The organism is Pseudoclavibacter sp. Z016 (genome assembly GCF_002931215.1).
In the GTDB taxonomy this organism is placed as follows: domain Bacteria; phylum Actinomycetota; class Actinomycetes; order Actinomycetales; family Microbacteriaceae; genus Pseudoclavibacter.
In genome coordinates this window covers 1-18,848 of record NZ_PSTU01000019.1, presented here as the reverse complement: position 1 = coordinate 18,848, position 18,848 = coordinate 1, and the positions used below count along the sequence as shown (strand labels likewise).

Genomic DNA, 18,848 nt, shown 5'->3' with positions numbered 1-18,848 from the left:
GCCCCGCTCGCGCTCGCCCCCGCTCACCCCGCACTGCTGCGCGGTCCAGGGCTGACTTATGGTCGGCATTCCGGGCCCGAAACGACCACAAGTCAGCCCTCGGCGGCGGAGAGTCGCGGGGCAGCGAAGGGGGTGCGCGGATTGGGCAGGTGGATGGGCGCGCGCGGGCGCGCGCGGGCGCGCGCGGGCGCGCGCGGGCGCGCGCGGGCGGGCGGCGCTCAGTCGAGGCGGCGAGGGCCGGCTCCTCCGCCGGCGAGGGCATCGTCGGGGTTGAGGAGCCCGCAGGCCTTCATCGACAGGCAGCCGCAGCCGATGCATCCCATGAGCTCGTGCTCGAGGCGCTCGATGCCGCGCCGCCGCTCCTCGAGCGTCCGCTTCCACCGCCGCGAAGCGCGCTGCCAGTCCTCCTGGCTGGGCGTCGCATCGCTCGGCAGGTCGGCAAACGCATCCTGCACATCAGACAGGGGGATGCCGAGGCGCTTCGCAACCGAGATGAGCGAGACCCGCCGAATCATGTGGCGGGCGTACCGACGCTGGTTGCCGGCGGTGCGCACCGCCGCGATCAGCTCGAGCTCCTCGTAGAAGCGCAGCGCGGATGCGGCGACGCCCGTCCGACGCACCATGTCGCTCACGGTGAGCAGCTCGTCGGAGATGTGCGGCTGCGCCGACACCCGATCGAGCGCCTCTGTGTCCTTGCGTGTCTCGCTCACAGTGAAATCCCACCGTTCGAATTGACTTCAACCTTACTTTAGGTTCTAGCCTCGAAGAGGAAACGCACACGCAACTCCGATCACCGTCCTCCAGAACAGGCAGAGAGCCCACTCGATGACAGAACCCGCCCCCGAGGCACCAGTCCCAGCGGCGTTGCCCCAAGCAGCGCTGGCAGAAGAGTTCAAGGCCGCCTTCAGGGAGCACCCCGCAGCCGTCGCCATCATCGCGGCCCAGACCGCGAACGGCCCCGTCGGCCTCACCGCATCGAGCGTGAGCTCCGTCGCCGTCGACCCCGCCACGCTCTCGTTCTCCGTGACGCGGGCCACCGGCAGCGCCGGCGGACTCCTCGAAGCCGGCGACGTCACCGTGAACCTCCTCAGCCACGAGCAGGAGCAGATCGCCCTCGACTTCGCCCGCAGCGGCGCCCCCCGTTTCACTCCGGAACAGGGCTGGGATCACTTCCCCACGGGCGAGCCCTTCCTCCCCGAGGCTCGCGAGACGCTGCGCTGCCGCATCGCCAGCACCGTCAAGGTCGGCGGCTCGACCATCGTGCTCGCCGAGGTCCTCGAGGTCCTGCACGGCAGCACGCTCCCGCCGCTCATGTACCAGAACCGCCGTTTCGGCCGCCTCGACGCCGCTACGTTCGGCGACTGAACCCGCGACTGAACCCGCGCCGCAACCCGCCGCATCAACCCGCGACCGAACCCGCGATTCGGCCGCCCCTCACACCACCCAAACTCACCAATACCGCAGAACACGACAGAAAGAGGGTCACACCATGACCGCATACACCCTTCCCGACCTGGCCTACGACTACTCCGCCCTCGCCCCGAGCATCAGCGGCGAGATCATGGAGCTGCACCACTCGAAGCACCACGCCACCTACGTGAAGGGCGCGAACACGGCGCTCGAGCAGCTCGCCGAGGCCCGCGAGAGCGGCAACCTCGCCAACGTGAACAAGCTCGAGAAGGACCTCGCGTTCAACCTCGGCGGCCACGTCAACCACTCCATCTTCTGGACCAACCTCTCCCCCAACGGCGGCGGCCAGGCCACTGGCTCGCTCGCCACGGCGATCGACGAGCAGTTCGGCTCCTTCGATGCGTTCGTCGCGCAGTTCACGGCAGTGGCGCTCGGCGTGCAGGGCTCCGGATGGGCTGTCCTCGCCTACGACGTGCTCGGCGAGCAGCTCGCCATCTTCCAGCTCTTCGACCAGCAGGGCAACGTGCCGTTCGGGCTCGTCCCGCTGCTCATGCTCGACGTCTGGGAGCACGCCTACTACCTCGACTACCGCAACGTTCGCGCCGACTACATCAAGGCGTTCTGGAACATCGCGGACTGGGACAACGTGCAGCAGCGTTACGACGCCGCGACGACGAAGACCAACGGCCTCATCACGCTCTAGGTTCTTCTCGCTCGAACCGCACAGCTCCTGAGGCGCGGCGGGGGAACGGATGCACGCATCCGCTTCCCTGCCGCGCCTCAGTAGTCTCGGTGGCATGATCGGGCAGTTCTTCTCAGGCGTCAGCGCGCTCTTCCAGGGCTTCGGGTACTGGAAGAAGAAGCCGCATCTGATGCTGCTCGGGCTCATACCAGCGCTCATCGTCTTCCTGCTCGTTGGCGCCGCGCTCGTCACGCTCCTGTTCTTCGTCGACGACCTCGTCGAGTGGGCCACCCCTTGGGCGGCGTCGTGGGACGAGGTGTGGCGCAACGTCCTGCGCATCGCCTTCATGACCCTCATCGTCGCGGGCGGCGTCTTCCTGTCGGTCACGACGTTCACCGCCATCACGCTGACCGTCGGCGATCCGTTCTACGAGCGCATCTGGCTGTCCGTCGAGCGCGACCTCGGTGATGAGAACCCGGGCGAGGGGCTCGGGCTCCTCGCGGCGGTCAGAGGCAGCCTGTGGCTCGTCGGCATGGGCATCCTCGCGGCCATCGCCGTCGCGATCGTGGGCGTCATCCCGCTCATCGGCTCGGTCGCCGCGGCGGTCGTCGGCGTCACACTCAATGGGACGGTCCTGTCGCGGGAGCTCACCGGCAGGGCACTGGATGCGCGCCGGCTGCTCGGCGAGCAGCGCGCCTCCGTCATCCGCGGGAATCGTGCGCAGCTACTCGGCTTCGGCGTCGCGACGCAGCTCTGCTTCATGGTGCCTGGTGGGGCCGTCTTCACGATGCCTGCTGCCGTCGCCGGCTCGACGGTGCTGGCTCGCCGCCTGCTCGACGAGCGCGGGCTGGCCGGCGCCGGTTCAGCCGTGAGCGCGGAGCGATAGATCCAGGGCAGAACGCCCCGACGCCGGCCGGTACTGACCCCTCCGCTCCACTGCCTGGTTCAGCAGCCTGGACCGAGCGACTGGTCCAGCGGCTCGCAGCAACAGCTCGCAGCAGCGGGCCCCGCTCGCCGATTCGGCGAGTGCGCGGCCCGCTGCCTCGAGCGCCACGTCGCGCGCCTCCCGGTGTGCGGCCGCGAACCGCAGGCCGTCCCGGGCCCGAGGCTGGGACGACCGACGGTTCAGCTTCGCCTGCCGGAGGAGGGTGAGAGGCGACCGAGCTGGATTGCCCTAGCAGGCGGCCCGGCGCTCGACCCGCAGACCGGTGACGAAGATCGTCTGGTCGTTGTCGGTGTTCACCGTGTTGTTCGTGGTGCCGAGCATGTACCCGAGGTTGAAGTAGCGCACCGTGAACGAGCGCACCGGGCCGGCGAAGACGACGTCGACCTGGCCACCGGGGGCGTCCTCGGCTTTGTTGCCGTCGACCGAGTTGTACCAGGGGCTCGTGGCGGTCCCGGCGCCCGTGACCGTGGAGCCGCTCGGGATCGAGAACGTCCTCGGTGCCGCGGACTCGAGCACAACACCGTCGAGGAAGTCGCGCGTGAGGCCGTTCCCCGCTCGCCAGAGCCGGTCGATGTCGGTGATGGAGAAGCGCACGTTGTAGAGGTCCTCAGCGAAGGTGAAGACGACGGTCTGGAAGTCGTTTGCAGACGGCTGCGTCAGGGCGTTCGGGCCGTTGAACTGGTTGATCTGGTAGCCGCGCTGGCCGATGCCGCCGACGTTCTGCGCCGAGACGGTGCCGTCGTTCGTCTCCGCCCGCATGTTGCCGCTGAAGGTGTGGCGCACCGTGGCGCTGATGTTGGACGTCGTGGGCCGGGTCGAGTTCTGCGGGCGGAAGACGGCCGTGCGGTCGAGAGTCGAGGATGCGCCGAGGGTCGCCGCGGTTCCGCTGACGGTCGCGAGCCCCCAGTTGATGCCGACGTCGGGGTCGACGCACAGCGTGGAGGCGGCTGCGAGGGGAGCCGCGATGGCTGTGGCCACGACCGGCGCCGACCAGGCGGCTGCGGTGAGCAGGGTGCGGCGGGTGGTCGTCGTGGGCGTTGCTGCGACGTTGGCGGGTTCGGGGGAGGTGTTCATTGCGCGACTTTCTGGGTTCCGAAAATTGGGCACACGAGCGAGCACCGCATGGGAGTGCGGTGCTGCGGAGTGCTGGGAGTGGGCGTACCGCATCTGAGCGATTCGCGTCCGTGGTCGCGCTACGTCGCCTGGGGGCACACGAGCGTTCGACCTCGCGACTCTATGCGCAGGGATAGACCTTCCGGTCGGTCCGGCGACGGAATCGACGATTCTCGCGACAGAACAGGCCGCTCCGGCGTCAGTCGCGGCCGAGTGCCTCGATCGCCGCGAGCATCGATGTCACCGATGCGAAGCCCGACGCCCTGGCCGCGGCCCTGCGCTGCGTCGGCGAATCGCCCGTAGCCAGGAGGTGCCTGGCATGCCTCGCCCGAGCGTTGCGCAGCTCCACCGCTGGCGTCATGCCGACGCTCTCGAACGCCCTGTGCAGCAGGGAACGCGAGACGCTGAGGCGCCGCGCGAGGGTGGTCGCCGAGAGCGAACGGTCGGCGAACTCTCCCGCGATGATCTGCCTGGCCCCCTCGATCAGGACCAGGAACCGGTCGCCGCCTTCGCTCGTGGTCGCCCGGAAACGCCCCACCGCCTCCGCGATGCTCGCGAGCAGCGCCGACTCGATCGCGATGCGCAGGTTTCCCGCGCCAGGCCCGGAGTAGTCCCTCTCGGAGTCCAGGATGCTCGTGACGAGCGCGCGCAGGGCGCGACTGTAGACAGGGTCTGCGTCGACCCTGAGGGGGAACTCCCGGATGATCGGCTCGACCGCGGAGCGCCGGACCGAGTAGAGGAACGAGGTCGTCTCATCCGCGCTCGACACATCGTGCGGCCGCCGCGGGTCGAAGAGGAGGTACGAGCCCGGAGTCAGCTCGTGGGAGATTCCTGCGATCCTGACGGTCATCGTCCCCGAGACGGTGGAGAGCACCTGCACCGTCTCGAGCTCCCCAGGCAGGACGTCCGCGATCGTGGCCTGGACGGGCGTGAGGTGCAGCCGCCACATGGCGACATCGCCGAGGTCGATGGCCGTGACATCGACCGCGAACTCCGCCTGCGCACCTTCGACGCGGTAGCCGCTGAGTTCGGCGAACTCAGCCGCACCCCTGCCCCGACGCCGGTATCGTTGCGGAGAAGCCACCCGAATATTTTGGCACGAGTCCGCTTATTGCTTCTCGAGTGCGCGGCCGAGGCGCGCGGCCGCCTCCTGCAGGCGCTCGACGGGGGTGTCTCCGTAGGCGAGCCGCAGGCGGCGAGGCGCGTCGGTGCCCGGCCCAGACGGGAAGAACGAGCCGCGCTGGTAGCCGATGCCCTCAGCGCTGGCATCCTCGGCGAGCCTGTCCGCGTCGATCGCGTCGTCGACGAGGCGCGGCCACAGGAACAGGCCGCCATCTGGCGCGTCGATCTCGAAGACCCCGGGCGCGTGGGCCTCGAGCGCGGCGGAGAGCGCATCCGCCCGTTCCCGGTACAGCTCTCGCGCCGACGCGAGCGTGTCGTCGAAGAACGTGGGCGTCGTCCCGAGCAGCTCGGCGACCGCATGCTGCACGAGCTGCGACGAGTGCGAGTCCTGACGCGCGCGCAGCGACACGAAGTCGGGGACGAGCCGCTCCGGCAGCACGATCCAGCCGAGACGCAGGCCGGGGCCGAGCGTCTTCGTGAAGGTGTTGATGTGGATCACGTGCGAGGAGCTGTTGAAGATCTCGAAGTCGAGCTCTTCGCCGCGGAAGCGCAGCTCCCGGTACGGGTTGTCGGCCAGCAGGATGAAGTCGTACCGCTCCGCGAGGCGCACGAGCTCACGGCGCCCCTCGAGGGTCAGACTGTGCTGCGAGGGGTTGTGGAAGTCGGGCACCGTGTAGACGGCCGCCGGACGCGCGCCGGCGATCAGATGGGCCTCCAGCTCGGCGACGTCGAAGCCGTCGCGGCCGACCGTGATCGGCAGGATCCGCGCATCGGAGAGTTCGAGGCCGCGCAGGAACAGCGGGAAGATCGGGTTGTCGACCGCGACGAGACCGCCCCGCTCGACCACGAGCTGCACGGCGAGCGAGATGCCGTGGAACCCGCCGTTCGTGATGAGCACACGCGATACCGGCACGCCCTCGCGTGCGGCGATCCACTCCCGCAGCGCGGGCACGCCCTCGGTTCGCCCGTACTGCAGCGCGGGCACGCCCGGCACGGACAGCACCCGCGCGGTCGCCTCGGCGAGCTCGGCGGAGGGGAGCACCGATGGGTCGGGGATGCCGCCGAGCAGCTCGATGGAGTCAGGGCGCCGGTCGCGCAGGGTCGCGTCGCCGAAGCCCTTCGGCGCGTTGAAGGCGCGCGCGAGCTCCGTCGACGTCCAGGTCGGCGTGAGGGTCTGCGTGCTGGCGGTGCTTGTCATGGTGTCGTCGTTCTCTCTCGCACGAGGCGCTCGGCCTCGGTCGGTTCAGGTGGAGGTTCGGAGGTGCGGGTCGCTCAGACGAGCGCCGGGACCTGCACGGCGGGCGTCGCGTGCGCATCCGCCAACGGGGCCGCATGCCCGTACCGGGGCGTGGGGATGGCATCGATGAGGGCCCGCGTGTATGGCTGCTCGGGATGCGCGAGCACCTCGGCAACCCGTCCGGACTCGACGACCCTGCCGCCCTGGAGCACCGACACCGTGTCTGCGACCTGGCGGACGAGTGCGAGATCGTGGGAGACGAACAGGTAGGTGAGCCCCAGCTCAGCCTGCAGCTGGAACAGCACCTCGAAGATCTCCGCCTGCACGGTCACGTCGAGGGCGGAGGTCGGCTCGTCGAGCACGAGCACGTCCGGTCGGAGCACGAGGGCGCGCGCGATGGCGACACGCTGGCGCTGGCCGCCGGAGAGGGCAGACGGCTTCCTGGACAGGAACTCCGCGCCCAGGCCGACGGACGCGAGGGTGGCCCGAGCCTTCTCGGCGCGCTCTCGCTTGTCGCCGACCTTGTAGCGGTCGAGCGGCTCGCGCACGATGCGCTCCACACGCCACGTCGGATCGAGGGAGGTGAACGGGTTCTGATAGACGAGCTGCAGGTGGCGGCGGATCTCGCGGAGCTGCTTGGGAGAGCTGCCGTCGACTCGCTCGTCGCCGACGCGGATCTCGCCGGCGTCCGCCTCCTCGAGGCCGAGCAGGATGCGGACAGCCGTGGTCTTGCCCGAGCCGGACTCCCCCACGAGCGCGTGCGTCGTGCCTGCCCTCACCGCGAACGACACGTCGTCCAACGCCGCGACCCGTCGCTCCCCGACCGAGAAGCTCTTCGACACGCCCGTGACCGCGACCTGCTCGGTCGCGGCGCCTCGGCTGTCGCGCTGCAGCAGCGAACCGTAGCGGTCGGGGTTCAGGGCGGGGGCATCCTGCCGCAGACGAACCGTGTACGGCGACGTGGACTCGGTGAACACGTGCTCCGTCGCGCCGGCCTCCTGCACCTCGCCTCCCTTGAGGACGACGATCTTCTGCGTGCGCTCGGCCGCGATCGCGAGGTCGTGCGTGATGAGCACGAGCCCGATGCCGAGTTCGCTCTGCAGCTCGCTGAGCACCCCGAGGATGCGCTTCTGGATCGTCACGTCGAGCGCACTCGTCGGCTCGTCCGCGATGAGCAGCTCGGGGCTCGGCAGCACGGCGAGCCCGATGAGCACACGCTGCAGCATGCCGCCGGAGAGCTGGTGGGGGTAGGACTCGTACACGCGCTTCGGGTCGGGCAAGCCGACCCGCTCGAACGTCGCGAAGATGAGCTCCCGCTGCTCGTCGCGGGAGAGGCCGTCGACGAGGTCGGCCGCCTCGTGCGCCTGGGAGCCGATGGTGCGCACCGGGTTGAGGGCGTTCGCCGGGTCCTGCGGCACGAAGCCGATGCGGGTACCGCGCAGGGGGCGGAACTGGCGCGGCGAGTACGCGAGCACGTCCTTCCCCTCGAAGCGGATGCTCCCAGCCGCTCGACCGCCGTCCGGCAGGAGGCGCAGGATCGCGCGGGCGATCGTGGACTTCCCGGACCCGGACTCGCCGATGAGCGCGAGGCTCTCGCCACGGTTCAGCGTGAAGCTGACGTCGGAGACGACCTCGCTCCTGCCGTACGCGACCGACAGGTTCTCGACCTGCAGGAGGGGCTGAGCGGAGGATTCGGGAGCGGGTGCGGGTGCAGATGCAGATGCAGATGCAGATGCAGATGCGGATGCAGATGCAGATGCGGATGCGTGGGTCATTGCGTGCCTCTCGTGCGTTCGATCAGGACGTCTGCCGGAGCCACCGGCTGATGCGGTTGACGGAGAGCACCGTCGCGATGGTGACCAGCGCTGGCCACAGCACGAGCCAGGGTGCCCGCGGGTAGTCCTTGCCGTTGGAGATGAGCAGCCCCCAGTCGGATGCGGGCGGCGGGTCGCCGTAGCCGAGGAACGCGAGGCCAGCGATGACGAGGATCGAGAGCCCGAACTGCAGCACCGCGAGCGCCAGGACGGAGCGAGACGCGTTGGGGAGGACGTGGCGGCCGAGCACGTGCCACTTCGACCCGCCCTGGAGGTAGGCGGCCTCCACGAACGTGGCCCGCCGCGTCTTCAGCACCTCGGATCTCATGACGCGGGCGAACACCGCCACGGCGGAGACGCCCGTGGCGATCGCGGCGTTGATGGTCTGGAAGCCGAGGGAGGAGACGATGACGACGGCCAGGAGGAAGCTGGGGATGGCGAGCAGCACATCCACGAACCTGGCGAGCACCGTGTCGGTCCAGGAGCCGATGAACCCGCCGATGAGACCGATCGCGCCGCCCACGACGACGCCGATGATGACGGCGACCAGCGCCGACGAGATCGAGGACTGCGTGCCGAAGACGACCCTGGCGAACTGGTCGCGTCCGAGGTGATCGGTGCCGAACCAGTGCTGCGGGCTGGGCGCCAGGAACTTGTCGGCGGGGACGCCGTCGACCGGGCTGGAGGAGGTGAAGACGCCGGGCAGCAGCGACCAGGCGAGCACCAGGGCGATGACGACGAACGACAGCACGACCGTCGGGGGGAAGACGCCGATCGCGCGAACCTTGAACGCGGCCCTGGGACTGCGGGAGCCGGTCGCGCCCGGTACGGCGTTCAGAACTGCGGAGGTCATACGATGCTCGCCTCTTCCTTGACCGGGGAGTCGGACGGTGTGGAGGAGGACTCGGGTGCCGACGCGTCCGCGTCGCCGATGACGGGCCCGCCCTTCTTGCGGTTTCCTTCGATGTCGACGCGCGGATCGAGGATCGGGTAGGCCAGGTCGGCGAGGAGGTTGACGAGCACGAAGACGACGGCGGCGAGGCCGACGACCGCCTGCAGCACCGGCAGGTCCTGGCTGGCGACGGCCCGCTGCACGATGCTGCCGATGCCGCTGCGCCCGAAGACGGCCTCCGTGATGAGGGAGCCGCCGAGCAGCTCGCCCACCGTGAGCGCGAGCACCGTCACCGCGGGCAGCGCCGACGGCTTCAGGAGGTGCCGCGTGAAGAGTCGCCGCTGCGTGAGCCCGCGGGAGCGCGCCACCGACGCGTACTCCTGCGAGGACGCGTGGTCGAGGTTCGTGATGAGCACCTCCGCGATCTGCGCCGAGACCGGGATGCCGAGGGCGACGGCGGCGAAGAACGTCGCCCACGCGCTCTCCGGGTCGACGATGCGGAACAGGCCGAGCCCGAACGCGAACACGTTGATGAGGAGCAGGCCGATGACGAAGTTCGGCACCGACAGGAACAGCGACGGGAACGCGCGCAGGACGCCCTGGCCGTAGCGGACCGGCAGCACCTGCGTGCCGAACGCGATGAGCACGGCGAGCACAACCGCCACGAGAAGGGCACTGCCCGCGAGAGCGAGCGTCGAGGGCAGCGCATCCCCGATGAGGTCGGCGACGGGCAGGTTCGAGCGCAGCGAGACGCCGAAGTCACCGACGACGAACCTCGTGAGCGAACCCCACAGCTGCACGAGCAGCGGCTGGTCGAGGCCGTAGTAGGCCACGATGCGGGCGATCTCCTCCTCCGTGAACCCGTTGTCGGGGTTGCGCAGCGTGCTCGTGACCGGGTCCCCCGGCAGCACGCTGATGACGAAGAACGTGAAGACGTAGGCGAGCAGCACGACGATGATCGCCTGGCCAGTGCGCCTCAGCGCGAAGCGCGTGTAGTTCTGTCTCATGCTGATCCCCTCCCGCCGGCCGGGGCCTAGTCGACCCAGGCCGTGGCGTAGTTGGCGTACGCGACGCCGTTGTACGTGACGCCGTGCAGGTTCGGCGACTGCACGTAGACGCGCTGCACGATCTGCGTGATCGGGGCGAAGTAGCCCTGCTCGAGCACGTACCCCTGCAGCTCGTCGGCGAGCGCCGCGCGCGCCTCGGTGTCGCTCGAGCTCGAGATGCCCTCGGCGTACTCGTTGAGCTTCGTGTCGCTCGTTCCCACGCCGAACCAGTCCTCGTCGCCCTCGTTGAGGCTCGTGAGGATGCCCGCGACCGTGCCGACGTCGATAAAGCTGCGCGTGATCTCGGTGGCCTGGATCTCGACGCCGCTGTTGAGCACGCGCTCGCCGTACGTGACGACGTCGTACGCCTCGATCTTCACGTCGAAGCCGATCTTCTTGAGCTGCTGCGCCACGAGCTCGTCGACCGACTGCGAGGTGGCGAGGTAGGGGTTCGGGTAGAGCGTCACGGCGAGGGTCTCGCCGTTCTTCGAGCGGATGCCGTCAGCGCCTGCCGTCCAGCCGGCCGCATCCAGCAGCTTCTTCGACTCCTCCGGGTCGAACGCGAACGCGTCGCTGTGGTCCGTCGCCTCGGGGACGTTGCTCTGGATGAACGACTCCGCGGCCTCCCAGTCCTCCGTGTACACGGTGGAGAGGATCTCGTCGCGGTCGATGCCGTGCTGGAATGCCTGACGCACCTCGGTCTCGTCGAACGGGGCGACCTGCGTGTTCAGCGCGTAGCCGTTGACGAAGCCCAGGTAGCGGGGAACCGCGACCTCGAGGCCCTCGTCGGCGAGCGCATCCAGCTCCTGCGGGGAGGTGTTGTAGGCGACGTCCGCCTGGCCAGCCTGCACCGAGGAGGTGCGCAGCGACGGCTCGGCGACGATCTGGTAGGTGATGGAGTCGAGGAACGCGGGGCCCGTGTGCTCGAGCGCCTCCGGACCCCAGGTGTAGTCCTCGCGCTTGGTCAGGACCACGTCCTGCCCCTCCTGCCAGGACTCGACCGTGAACGGGCCGCTGCCGACGAAGTTGCTGAGGTCGGCCTGCTCCTCGGCCGGCAGCGCGATGACGGCCGGTGAGGTGAGGATCGAGCCGTGGTAGCCGAGCGTCGGGATGAAGCCGAGGGTGGGCTTCGAGAACTTCACCTCGACGGTCGCCGCGTCGACCGCGGTCGCACCGTCGTAGTTCGCGGCGGGGAACAGCCCGATGCGGTTGATGCCGCGGTCGGGGTCGCCCTTGGCCCAGATGTCGAGGTTCGCGACGACCGCCGCGGCGTCGACGGGGGTGCCGTCTGAGAAGGTCACGCCGTCCTTGAGGTGCAGCGTGTACTCCGTCGCGTCGTCGTTCTGCTCCCAGCTCTCCGCGACCCACGGGCTGACGTTGCCCTCGCCGTCGACGTACACGAGCTTGTCGGTGACGTGGCCCCAGACGTGCCCCTGGTAGCTGGAGATGGCGCTGTTGTTGGGGATCCAGCTGTCGCCGAGGGAGTCGATGAGGAACGTGATGTCGCCGCCGTTCTTCGGCTCGCCCTCCCCCGCGGCTCCCGGGGCGGCGTCGGACGTCGCGCAGGCTGCGAGGAGCGACATGCTGGCGAGCACGCCGATGGCTGCGGCGAGTTTCCGTCGGAGTCGTGGGTGTCGTGTCGACATGGTGGTGGCTGCTTTCTCGGGGTCTGCTTTGGGGATAGCGGGTGGTCGGTGGGTGCGTGTGCGTGTGCGTGTGCTGGTGAGCGGATGCTCGGGATGGGGCGCTCGCGGCGCCGGGTCAGATGGCCTTGCCCGGGTTGAAGAGCGCGGCGGGGTCGAGCGCACGCTTGATGGCGTGCTGCACCTCCCGGTTCCGCTCGGACAGCTCGAGGGCTGCGAGCTCGAGCTTCGAGGAGCCGATGCCGTGCTCACCGCTCACGGTTCCGCCGAGCTCGAGCGCGAACTCGGCGAGGGCGACGGCCGCGTCATGCAGCTGCGGCGGGACGACGGCCGGGTCCGCTCCCTCCGGGATGCGGAGCGTGATGACGGGGTGCAGGTTGCCGTCGCCGGCGTGCGCGACAGCGCCCACCGTGACGCCGAAGCGCTCCTCGACGACCGGGAAGTGGGCGAAGATGTCGGGGATGCGTGACTTGGGAACGGCGATGTCGCCGCCCGCGAACCACTCGGCGGGATCGAAGCCGCGCCCTGAACGGCGCAGCTCCCACAGCGCCTCGCCGTCCTCGACGCTCTCCTCGGTGACGAGCCCGCCGACGGCTTCGAGCGCCGCGCGGAGGTCGGCGGACTGCTCGTCGATGCCGTAGCCGTCGAGCTCGATGAGCAGCAGGGCGCCACCGCGGGCGGTGAGCGTGCTGCCGCTGTGCGCGTCGATGTTCGCGAGCGTGCGGGAATCGAAGAACTCGACAACGCTCGGGCGCACCGTGCTGCGGGTGATGGCGGCGAGCGCATCCGCGCCAGCTGCCGTCGTCGCGAAGAACGCCGACACCGTGCGGCGGGCGACGGGGATCGGACGCAGGCGCACGGTCGCCGCGACGACGATGCCGAGAATGCCCTCCGAGCCGACGAAGAGGGAGACGAGGTCGAGGCCCGTGACGCCCTTGATGGAGCGGTGGCCGACGTGCACGAGGGCGCCGTCGGCGAGCACGACGTCGAGCGCGAGGATCGACTCGCGCGTGACCCCGTACTTCGCGCAGCGCAGCCCGCCGGCGTTGGTGGCGATGTTGCCGCCGATGGACGAGATGTCCCAGCTGGCCGGGTCCGGGGCGTAGAAGAGGCCGTACGGCTCGAGGTGGCGGTTGAGGTCGGCGTTGATGACGCCCGGCTCGACCACGGCGACCTCGTCGAGCGGGCTCACCTCGACGACCCGGTCGAGGCGCTCCGTCGAGACGACCAGCTGCCGCTCGTCGGCGGTCGCGCCTCCTGCGAGGCCGGAGCCAGCGCCGCGCGGCACCACCGCGATGCCAAGCTCGGCCGCCGTTCGCACGATCACCTGCACCTCCGCGGCCGTGCTCGGGAACGCGACGGCCGGGCCGATGTCGATGCCGGCGAGGCGGCCCCTCGTGCTCGCATCCACCGCGTACTCGCGTGTCAGCGCCGAGGGCACGCGCACCTCGAGCTGCGGCAGCTCCGCCTGCAGCTCGCCGATGAGCCGCTGCAGCGGTTGCGTTCCCTCGAGCGAGGAGAGCGGCGCGGTCGGCGCGGGGGTGGCGAGCTCGGTGGGCATGCTGGCCTTTCGACGGGAGGCGGGAGGACCCCTCGAAAGGTACGGAAGCGCCCATCACGTGAACAGGCGCCGTCGTCGCTTCCCTTCGCCGAACGTTGTCGGGCTTCAGGCGGCGTCACGGTGCGTCATCAACCACGCCAGAAAGTGGCGCACGCTCGACCCCGAGTTGCCTCACAGGCAACACGCGCGGCGGGTCGCGCCGCGGACAATCCGGTCGCGCGGTCCAAGACGACCGGTCGCTTCCCGCGTCGACTGTCCAACATCAGTGCAGAAAGCGGCCGAACTCGGCCCTGGGGGCCTGGAACGCCCGACATTGCACTGATGTTGGACAGGCCCGCCCGGCACCCGTTCGGCAGAGCCCGCGCGCCCGCGCGCTCGCCCGCTCGACGCGAAAAGGCGGGCCGCGCGATATGCGCGACCCGCCTTCTGCGAGTGCCGGCCCCTGTATCCGGGCCGCAGGGACCGGGATGTTCGGGGCTCGGGATGCTGGCCGTTACGCCTGCAGACTGCCTCCGTTGGTGCGGATGACCTCGGCGTACCAGTCGAACGACTTCTTCTTGTAGCGCTCGAGTGTGCCGGAGCCGTCGTCGTTGCGGTCGACGTAGATGAAGCCGTACCGCTTGCTCAGCTGCGCCGTGCTCGCCGAGACGAGGTCGATGCAGCCCCACGTCGTGTAGCCGAGCAGCTCGACGCCGTCAGCGATCGCTTCGCCTGCCTGCACGAGGTGGTCGTTGAGGTAGGCGATGCGGTAGCCGTCATCGACGGTCTTCACGCCGTCGATCTCGACGAGCTGGTCCTTCGCCCCGAGCCCGTTCTCGACGATGAACAGCGGCTTCTGCCACCGCTCCCAGAACTGGTTCATGACGATGCGCAGGCCGGTCGGGTCGATCGCCCAGCCCCACTCGCTCTTCTCCAGCGTCGGGTTGGGCACGCCGCCCATGATGTTGCCTTCACCGGCGCCGGCAGCGGGATCCGCCGTCTCGGCGATGCTCATGTAGTAGCTGAACGAGATGAAGTCGACCGTGTTCTTCAGGATCTCGCGGTCCTCATCCGTGATGTTGAGGTCGATGCCCTTCTCCTTGAAGAGGCGCAGCGCGAAGCCCGGGTACTCGCCGCGCACGTGCACGTCGCCGAACATGAGGTTCGAGTGGTCGACGTCCATGACCTTGAGCGCATCCGCGGGGCTCGGCGTGAGCGGGTAGACGGGCATGGCGATGAGCATGCAGCCGACCTGCGCATTCGGGGCGACCTCGTGCGCGATCTTCGTCGCGAGCGCCGAGGCGACGAGCTCGTGGTGGATGGCCTGGTACAGGTCCTGCTCGCTGAGCTGCTCCTTCGGAGTGAGGATGCCACCGCTCAGGAGCGGGGCGTGCAGCACCGAGTTGATCTCGTTGAACGTGAGCCAGTACTTCACTCGCGAGCCGTAGCGCTCGAACAGCACTCGGGCGTAGCGCTCGTAGAAGCCGATGAGCTCGCGGCTCACCCAGCCGTCGTACTGCTGCGCGAGGTGCAGCGGCGTCTCGTAGTGCGAGATCGTGACGAGCGGCTCGATGCCGTGCTTCTCCAGCTCGTCGAGCACTCGGTCGTAGAACGCGAGGCCCTCCTCGTTGGGCTCCAGCTCGTCGCCCTTCGGGAAGATGCGGCTCCACGCGATCGAGAAGCGGAACGTCTTGAACCCCATCTCGGCGAAGAGCGCGATGTCCTCCGCGTAGCGGTTGTAGAAGTCGATGCCGACGTGCTTGAGGTTGTCGTCCGTCGGCCCCTCGGTCGGCGGCGCCATGATGCCCTTCGGCATGACGTCCTGGATGGAGAGGCCCTTGCCCCCGTCGAGGTAGCCGCCCTCGAGCTGGTTGGCTGCGGTCGCGCCGCCCCAGAGGAATCCGTCTGGGAAGTTCGTTGTCGTCATTCGCGTGTCTCCTTCGTTCTGCGATGCGTTGGTGCGTGAAGTCGTGCGGTGTGGATGCGGTTACTTGGCAAGCGCCACGGTCTCGACCGACTTGGCCAGGTACAGCGACTCTCCGTGCGAGATGGGGCCGGTCACCTGGCTCGTGATCTCCGGGTACAGCTCTGAATTCGTGATGATGACGGGCGTCGTGACGTCGTAGCCCGCCGCCTTGACGGCGTCGACGTCGAACTCGATGAGCAGCTCGCCAGCCTTCACGGCCTGGCCGGACTCGACCTTCATCGTGAAGTGCTGGCCGTTCAGCTTCACCGTGTCGACCCCGATGTGGATGAGCACCTCGGCACCGTCCGCGTGGCGCAGGCCCACCGCGTGGCCCGTCGGGAAGGCGGCTGCCACGACACCGTCGAACGGTGCGTAGACGGCGCCGGAGCTGGGGATGACCGCCGCGCCCTTGCCGAGCACACCGCCGGCGAAGACGGGGTCGGAGACCTCGGACAGCGCAACCGCGGTGCCGTCGAGGGGGCTGAGGATCTCGAGGTCGTTGCTTGCGGCCTTGGCCGGAGCTTCCTCTTCCACCGGGTCCTTGAAGCCGAGGATGACGGTGAGGAGGAACGACACCACGATCGCCGCGACCAGGCCGAGGCCGAGGAAGACCATGTTGCCGTTGCCGAAGAGCGCAGGCAGCGCCAGCCCGGAGGGAACGACGAAAGCGGTGGAGAAGACGCCGCCCATGGCGATGATCGCCCCGCCGAGTGCGCCGCCGATGACGCCGAAGATGAAGGGGCGCTTGAGGGGCAGGTTGATGCCGTAGATCGCGGGCTCGGTGATGCCGGCGAGGAAGCCGGACAGCGTGGCGGGTGCGGCGAGCGACTTGAGCTTCTTGTCGCGGGTGCGGACCCACACGCCGGCGACGGCAGCGGACTGCGCGAGGACGGCAGCGAACACCGGGCCGATCAGCAGGATCTGACCTGTTGCCTGGAACTCGAGCGTGAACAGCGGCACGAAGCCCCAGTGGAGTCCGAAGATGACGAAGACCTGCCACAGACCACCCATGATCGCGCCGCCGAGCCACGGGACGTTCGCGAAGATCCAGCCGATGCCCTCGCCGAGCCATCCGCTCAGGAGCGCGGAGATCGGGCCGACGACGACGAACACGAGGGGCACCGCGATGAGCACGACGATCATGGGCGTCAGGAAGCGGCGGACCGAGGAGTGCAGCTTCGCGTAGAGGAACTTCTCCGCGTAGCTCTGCAGCCACACGATGAGGATGATCGGGATGACGCTGGAGACGTAGCTGACCATCGTGAACGGGATGCCGAAGAACGTCAGCCCCTCGGCTCCGACCAGCGGAGTGATCGTCGGATAGACCAGCGCGCCGGCGATCGCGAACGAGGTCCACTCGGAGGCCTTGAAGTAGCGTGCCGCCGTGATCGCGAGCGCCATCGGCAGGAAGTTGATGAACGCGTCGGAGAGCGCGTTGAGGACGAGGTACGTCGACGTGTCGGTGGCGATCCAGCCGAAGGTCGCCGCGGCGGACAGGAATGCCTTCAGCAGACCGGTGCCGGCGAGCGCCCACAGCAGTGGGGTGAACAGCGCCGCGATCATCGAGATGAAGCGGTTGAAGAGGTTCTTCTTCGGCTCGTCGGGATCGACCGTCGCCGTCTGCGTGCCCGCGACGAGGTTCGAGATCTTCCCGAGCTCGGCGTACACCTCCGGGACCTCGTTGCCGATGACGACCTGGTACTGGCCGCCGGCCTCGGCCGTCGTGATGACGCCCGGGATGGCCTTGACAGCGGCCTTGTCGATCTTCGCGTCATCCCTGATCGCGAAGCGCAGCCGGGTCATGCAGTGCACGACCGACTTGACGTTCTCTTCGCCGCCGACGCCCTTGAGCACATCCGCTGCAACTCTTGAGTGATCCATGGGACCGCTCTCCTTCTCCCGCCATCGGCGGCAATTCGGTCTGGAGCCCCTGGGCCGAACCGGCAGATTTTGGGCAACAAAAAAACCTGAACTCGAACACCGCCATTTCGGCGATATGAGTTCAGGTTTTGCCCGCTTGACCGGTAACAATCCAAGGATTCCGCAGGACTTCATTGCCCTGCGGCAGTCAATCTAGCATCGGCTCCACGTCTGTGCCATAGGCAATGTGCTGCGCGAGCCGTTCGATGTGGACCGTCACGTACAGGAGCTCCTCGTCGGTCAGCTCGACCCCCGTCGCCTCCCGCACGTACCCCTTCACCTGCTCGGCGATCGCGAACGAGCGCGGGTAGGTGCGCTTCGTGAAGTCGAAGAACGACGAGTCCGTGGAGCGGAGCATGCTGCGCGACACGAGCCGCTGCAGGAGGAACTGGATGTGCAGCACGAAGCGCGCGTAGTCGTGGCTGTCGACGTCGAGGTCGACGCCGAGGCCGGCTTCGACGGTCACGACCACGTGCTGGACGCGGCGGAAGAGCAGGGCGGAAGTGCCGTCGGGCTCGTCGCGCGTCGAGTTCAGCACGTGCATCGTCAGGAACACGGCCTCCTCCGGCGGGAGCTCCCGGTCGAGGGCCGAGGAGATGACCTTCGCCATGTGCTTCGACGCCGCGAACTCCTGCGGGTGCAGCACGCGCAGCTCCGGCATCGACGTCGCCGGAATGCGGATGCCCCGATCGAGCCGCTCGAGCACGTACTGGATGTGGTCGATGACCGCGAGGGGAAGCCGCTTGCCGAGGTCGCGTCCCAGCATCCGCTCGGCCTCGTCGACCGCGCTCATGACCGCCTCGACCACGGGGTACGGCACGGCGCTCAGCAGCTGCAGGGCCTGGTCGCCCTCGCTGCCCGTCGCGAGCACGAACGTCTTCTCCACCCTCGAGGGGTCGATGAGGTCACCCGGCTTCAACTGGAAGCCGAGACCGCGCCCCATCAGCACACGCTCCTGCCCGGCCCCATCGATCTGGATCACAACGTTGTTGTTGATGACCTTCGAGATGCCAGGAGTCGGGGAGCTTTCTGCCTTCGAGGAGCTCCTCCTGCGGGATTCGCCCATGATGGGCATTGTATTGCGCCAGGCTCGACGGCAAGCGCGGGGAGCGAGCCGGCTGGGCGGTGCATTCAGGTGGATGCATGCGGGTTCAGCGGACGCACGCGGATGCACGAAACCCCGGCTCCGAGCTGGGCTCGTACCGGGGCTTCATCTTGGTGTTCTCTGCAGAGCGGAGACGAGGGGATTTGAACCCCTGGTCCCCTCAAAGGGGACTCCACCTTAGCAGGGTGGTGCACTCGGCCGGACTATGCGACGTCTCCAAGACTCACCTATCGTAGCGGGTCGCGGCGCAACTTCCGAACTGAGCGCGCGATTTCGCACGACCAACCCCACGGATAGGTCGGTTTCGCCCCGTCCTGGGCCGCAACACGGGGTGAAACCGCCCCATTCGGGCAGCGGAGGGGGCGGTTTCACCCCGTGTTGCGGCCCAGGACGGGGCGAAACCGACCTATCC

The 18,848-nt window shown here is 68.8% G+C and carries 15 protein-coding genes and 1 tRNA gene; 3 read left to right on the top strand and 13 right to left on the bottom strand.

Going from position 1 to position 18,848, the window contains the following annotated elements; translation table 11 throughout:
• Positions 1 to 218: 218 nt before the first annotated feature.
• The gene (gene soxR, locus C5B99_RS17235; RefSeq protein WP_374953473.1) at positions 219 to 710 is read right to left on the bottom strand and encodes a redox-sensitive transcriptional activator SoxR; all 492 of its coding nucleotides are present in this window, start codon (positions 708 to 710) and stop codon (positions 219 to 221) included.
• Positions 711 to 825: 115 nt separating this feature from the next.
• Here soxR and C5B99_RS17230 point away from each other — a divergent pair, with 115 nt between their 5' ends.
• The 3 genes from C5B99_RS17230 to C5B99_RS17220 all read left to right on the top strand — a co-directional run bounded on the left by C5B99_RS17230 (position 826) and on the right by C5B99_RS17220 (position 2,978).
• The gene (locus C5B99_RS17230; RefSeq protein WP_104244358.1) at positions 826 to 1,365 is read left to right on the top strand and encodes a flavin reductase family protein; all 540 of its coding nucleotides are present in this window, start codon (positions 826 to 828) and stop codon (positions 1,363 to 1,365) included.
• A 124-nt stretch (positions 1,366 to 1,489) separates the two neighbouring features.
• Positions 1,490 to 2,113 (top strand): superoxide dismutase, encoded by a 624-nt coding sequence (locus C5B99_RS17225; protein WP_104244356.1) that lies wholly within the window; start codon positions 1,490 to 1,492, stop codon positions 2,111 to 2,113.
• Between the two features lie 94 nt (positions 2,114 to 2,207).
• The gene (locus C5B99_RS17220; RefSeq protein WP_104244362.1) at positions 2,208 to 2,978 is read left to right on the top strand and encodes an EI24 domain-containing protein; all 771 of its coding nucleotides are present in this window, start codon (positions 2,208 to 2,210) and stop codon (positions 2,976 to 2,978) included.
• A gap of 288 nt (positions 2,979 to 3,266) precedes the next feature.
• Here the strand turns inward: C5B99_RS17220 and C5B99_RS17215 are convergent, their stop codons facing one another.
• The 12 genes from C5B99_RS17215 to C5B99_RS17160 all read right to left on the bottom strand — a co-directional run bounded on the left by C5B99_RS17215 (position 3,267) and on the right by C5B99_RS17160 (position 18,654).
• Positions 3,267 to 4,112: a hypothetical protein gene (locus C5B99_RS17215; protein WP_104244354.1), complete on the bottom strand. Its 846-nt coding sequence runs from the start codon at positions 4,110 to 4,112 to the stop codon at positions 3,267 to 3,269.
• Between the two features lie 238 nt (positions 4,113 to 4,350).
• A complete protein-coding gene (locus tag C5B99_RS17210) occupies positions 4,351 to 5,235 on the bottom strand; it encodes a helix-turn-helix domain-containing protein (RefSeq protein WP_104244352.1) in 885 nt (294 codons plus the stop codon).
• A 24-nt stretch (positions 5,236 to 5,259) separates the two neighbouring features.
• Positions 5,260 to 6,471, bottom strand: coding sequence for a PLP-dependent aminotransferase family protein (locus C5B99_RS17205; RefSeq protein ID WP_104244350.1), 1,212 nt, complete (start codon positions 6,469 to 6,471; stop codon positions 5,260 to 5,262).
• 74 nt (positions 6,472 to 6,545) lie between these two features.
• Positions 6,546 to 8,285: an ABC transporter ATP-binding protein gene (locus tag C5B99_RS17200; protein WP_104244348.1), complete on the bottom strand. Its 1,740-nt coding sequence runs from the start codon at positions 8,283 to 8,285 to the stop codon at positions 6,546 to 6,548.
• Positions 8,286 to 8,307: 22 nt separating this feature from the next.
• The gene (locus C5B99_RS17195; RefSeq protein WP_104244346.1) at positions 8,308 to 9,177 is read right to left on the bottom strand and encodes an ABC transporter permease; all 870 of its coding nucleotides are present in this window, start codon (positions 9,175 to 9,177) and stop codon (positions 8,308 to 8,310) included.
• Positions 9,174 to 10,223 (bottom strand): ABC transporter permease, encoded by a 1,050-nt coding sequence (locus tag C5B99_RS17190; protein ID WP_104244344.1) that lies wholly within the window; start codon positions 10,221 to 10,223, stop codon positions 9,174 to 9,176. Before C5B99_RS17190 ends, C5B99_RS17195 begins: the two co-directional genes overlap by 4 nt.
• A 26-nt stretch (positions 10,224 to 10,249) precedes the next feature.
• Positions 10,250 to 11,908 (bottom strand): ABC transporter substrate-binding protein, encoded by a 1,659-nt coding sequence (locus tag C5B99_RS17185; protein WP_104244342.1) that lies wholly within the window; start codon positions 11,906 to 11,908, stop codon positions 10,250 to 10,252.
• A 115-nt stretch (positions 11,909 to 12,023) separates the two neighbouring features.
• Positions 12,024 to 13,466, bottom strand: coding sequence for an FAD-binding oxidoreductase (locus C5B99_RS17180; protein WP_104244340.1), 1,443 nt, complete (start codon positions 13,464 to 13,466; stop codon positions 12,024 to 12,026).
• Positions 13,467 to 13,959: 493 nt separating this feature from the next.
• Entirely contained in the window at positions 13,960 to 15,372 is a 1,413-nt protein-coding gene (locus C5B99_RS17175) for a glycoside hydrolase family 1 protein (protein ID WP_104244338.1), read from the bottom strand.
• Between the two features lie 60 nt (positions 15,373 to 15,432).
• Complete coding sequence (locus C5B99_RS17170) at positions 15,433 to 17,292, bottom strand: beta-glucoside-specific PTS transporter subunit IIABC (RefSeq protein ID WP_104244336.1); 1,860 nt, start codon at positions 17,290 to 17,292, stop codon at positions 15,433 to 15,435.
• Between the two features lie 187 nt (positions 17,293 to 17,479).
• On the bottom strand, positions 17,480 to 18,397 hold the full coding sequence (locus C5B99_RS17165; RefSeq protein ID WP_104244360.1) for a PRD domain-containing protein: 918 nt from the start codon (positions 18,395 to 18,397) through the stop codon (positions 17,480 to 17,482).
• Positions 18,398 to 18,564: 167 nt separating this feature from the next.
• A tRNA-Ser gene (locus C5B99_RS17160) sits at positions 18,565 to 18,654 on the bottom strand.
• Positions 18,655 to 18,848: the final 194 nt, after the last annotated feature.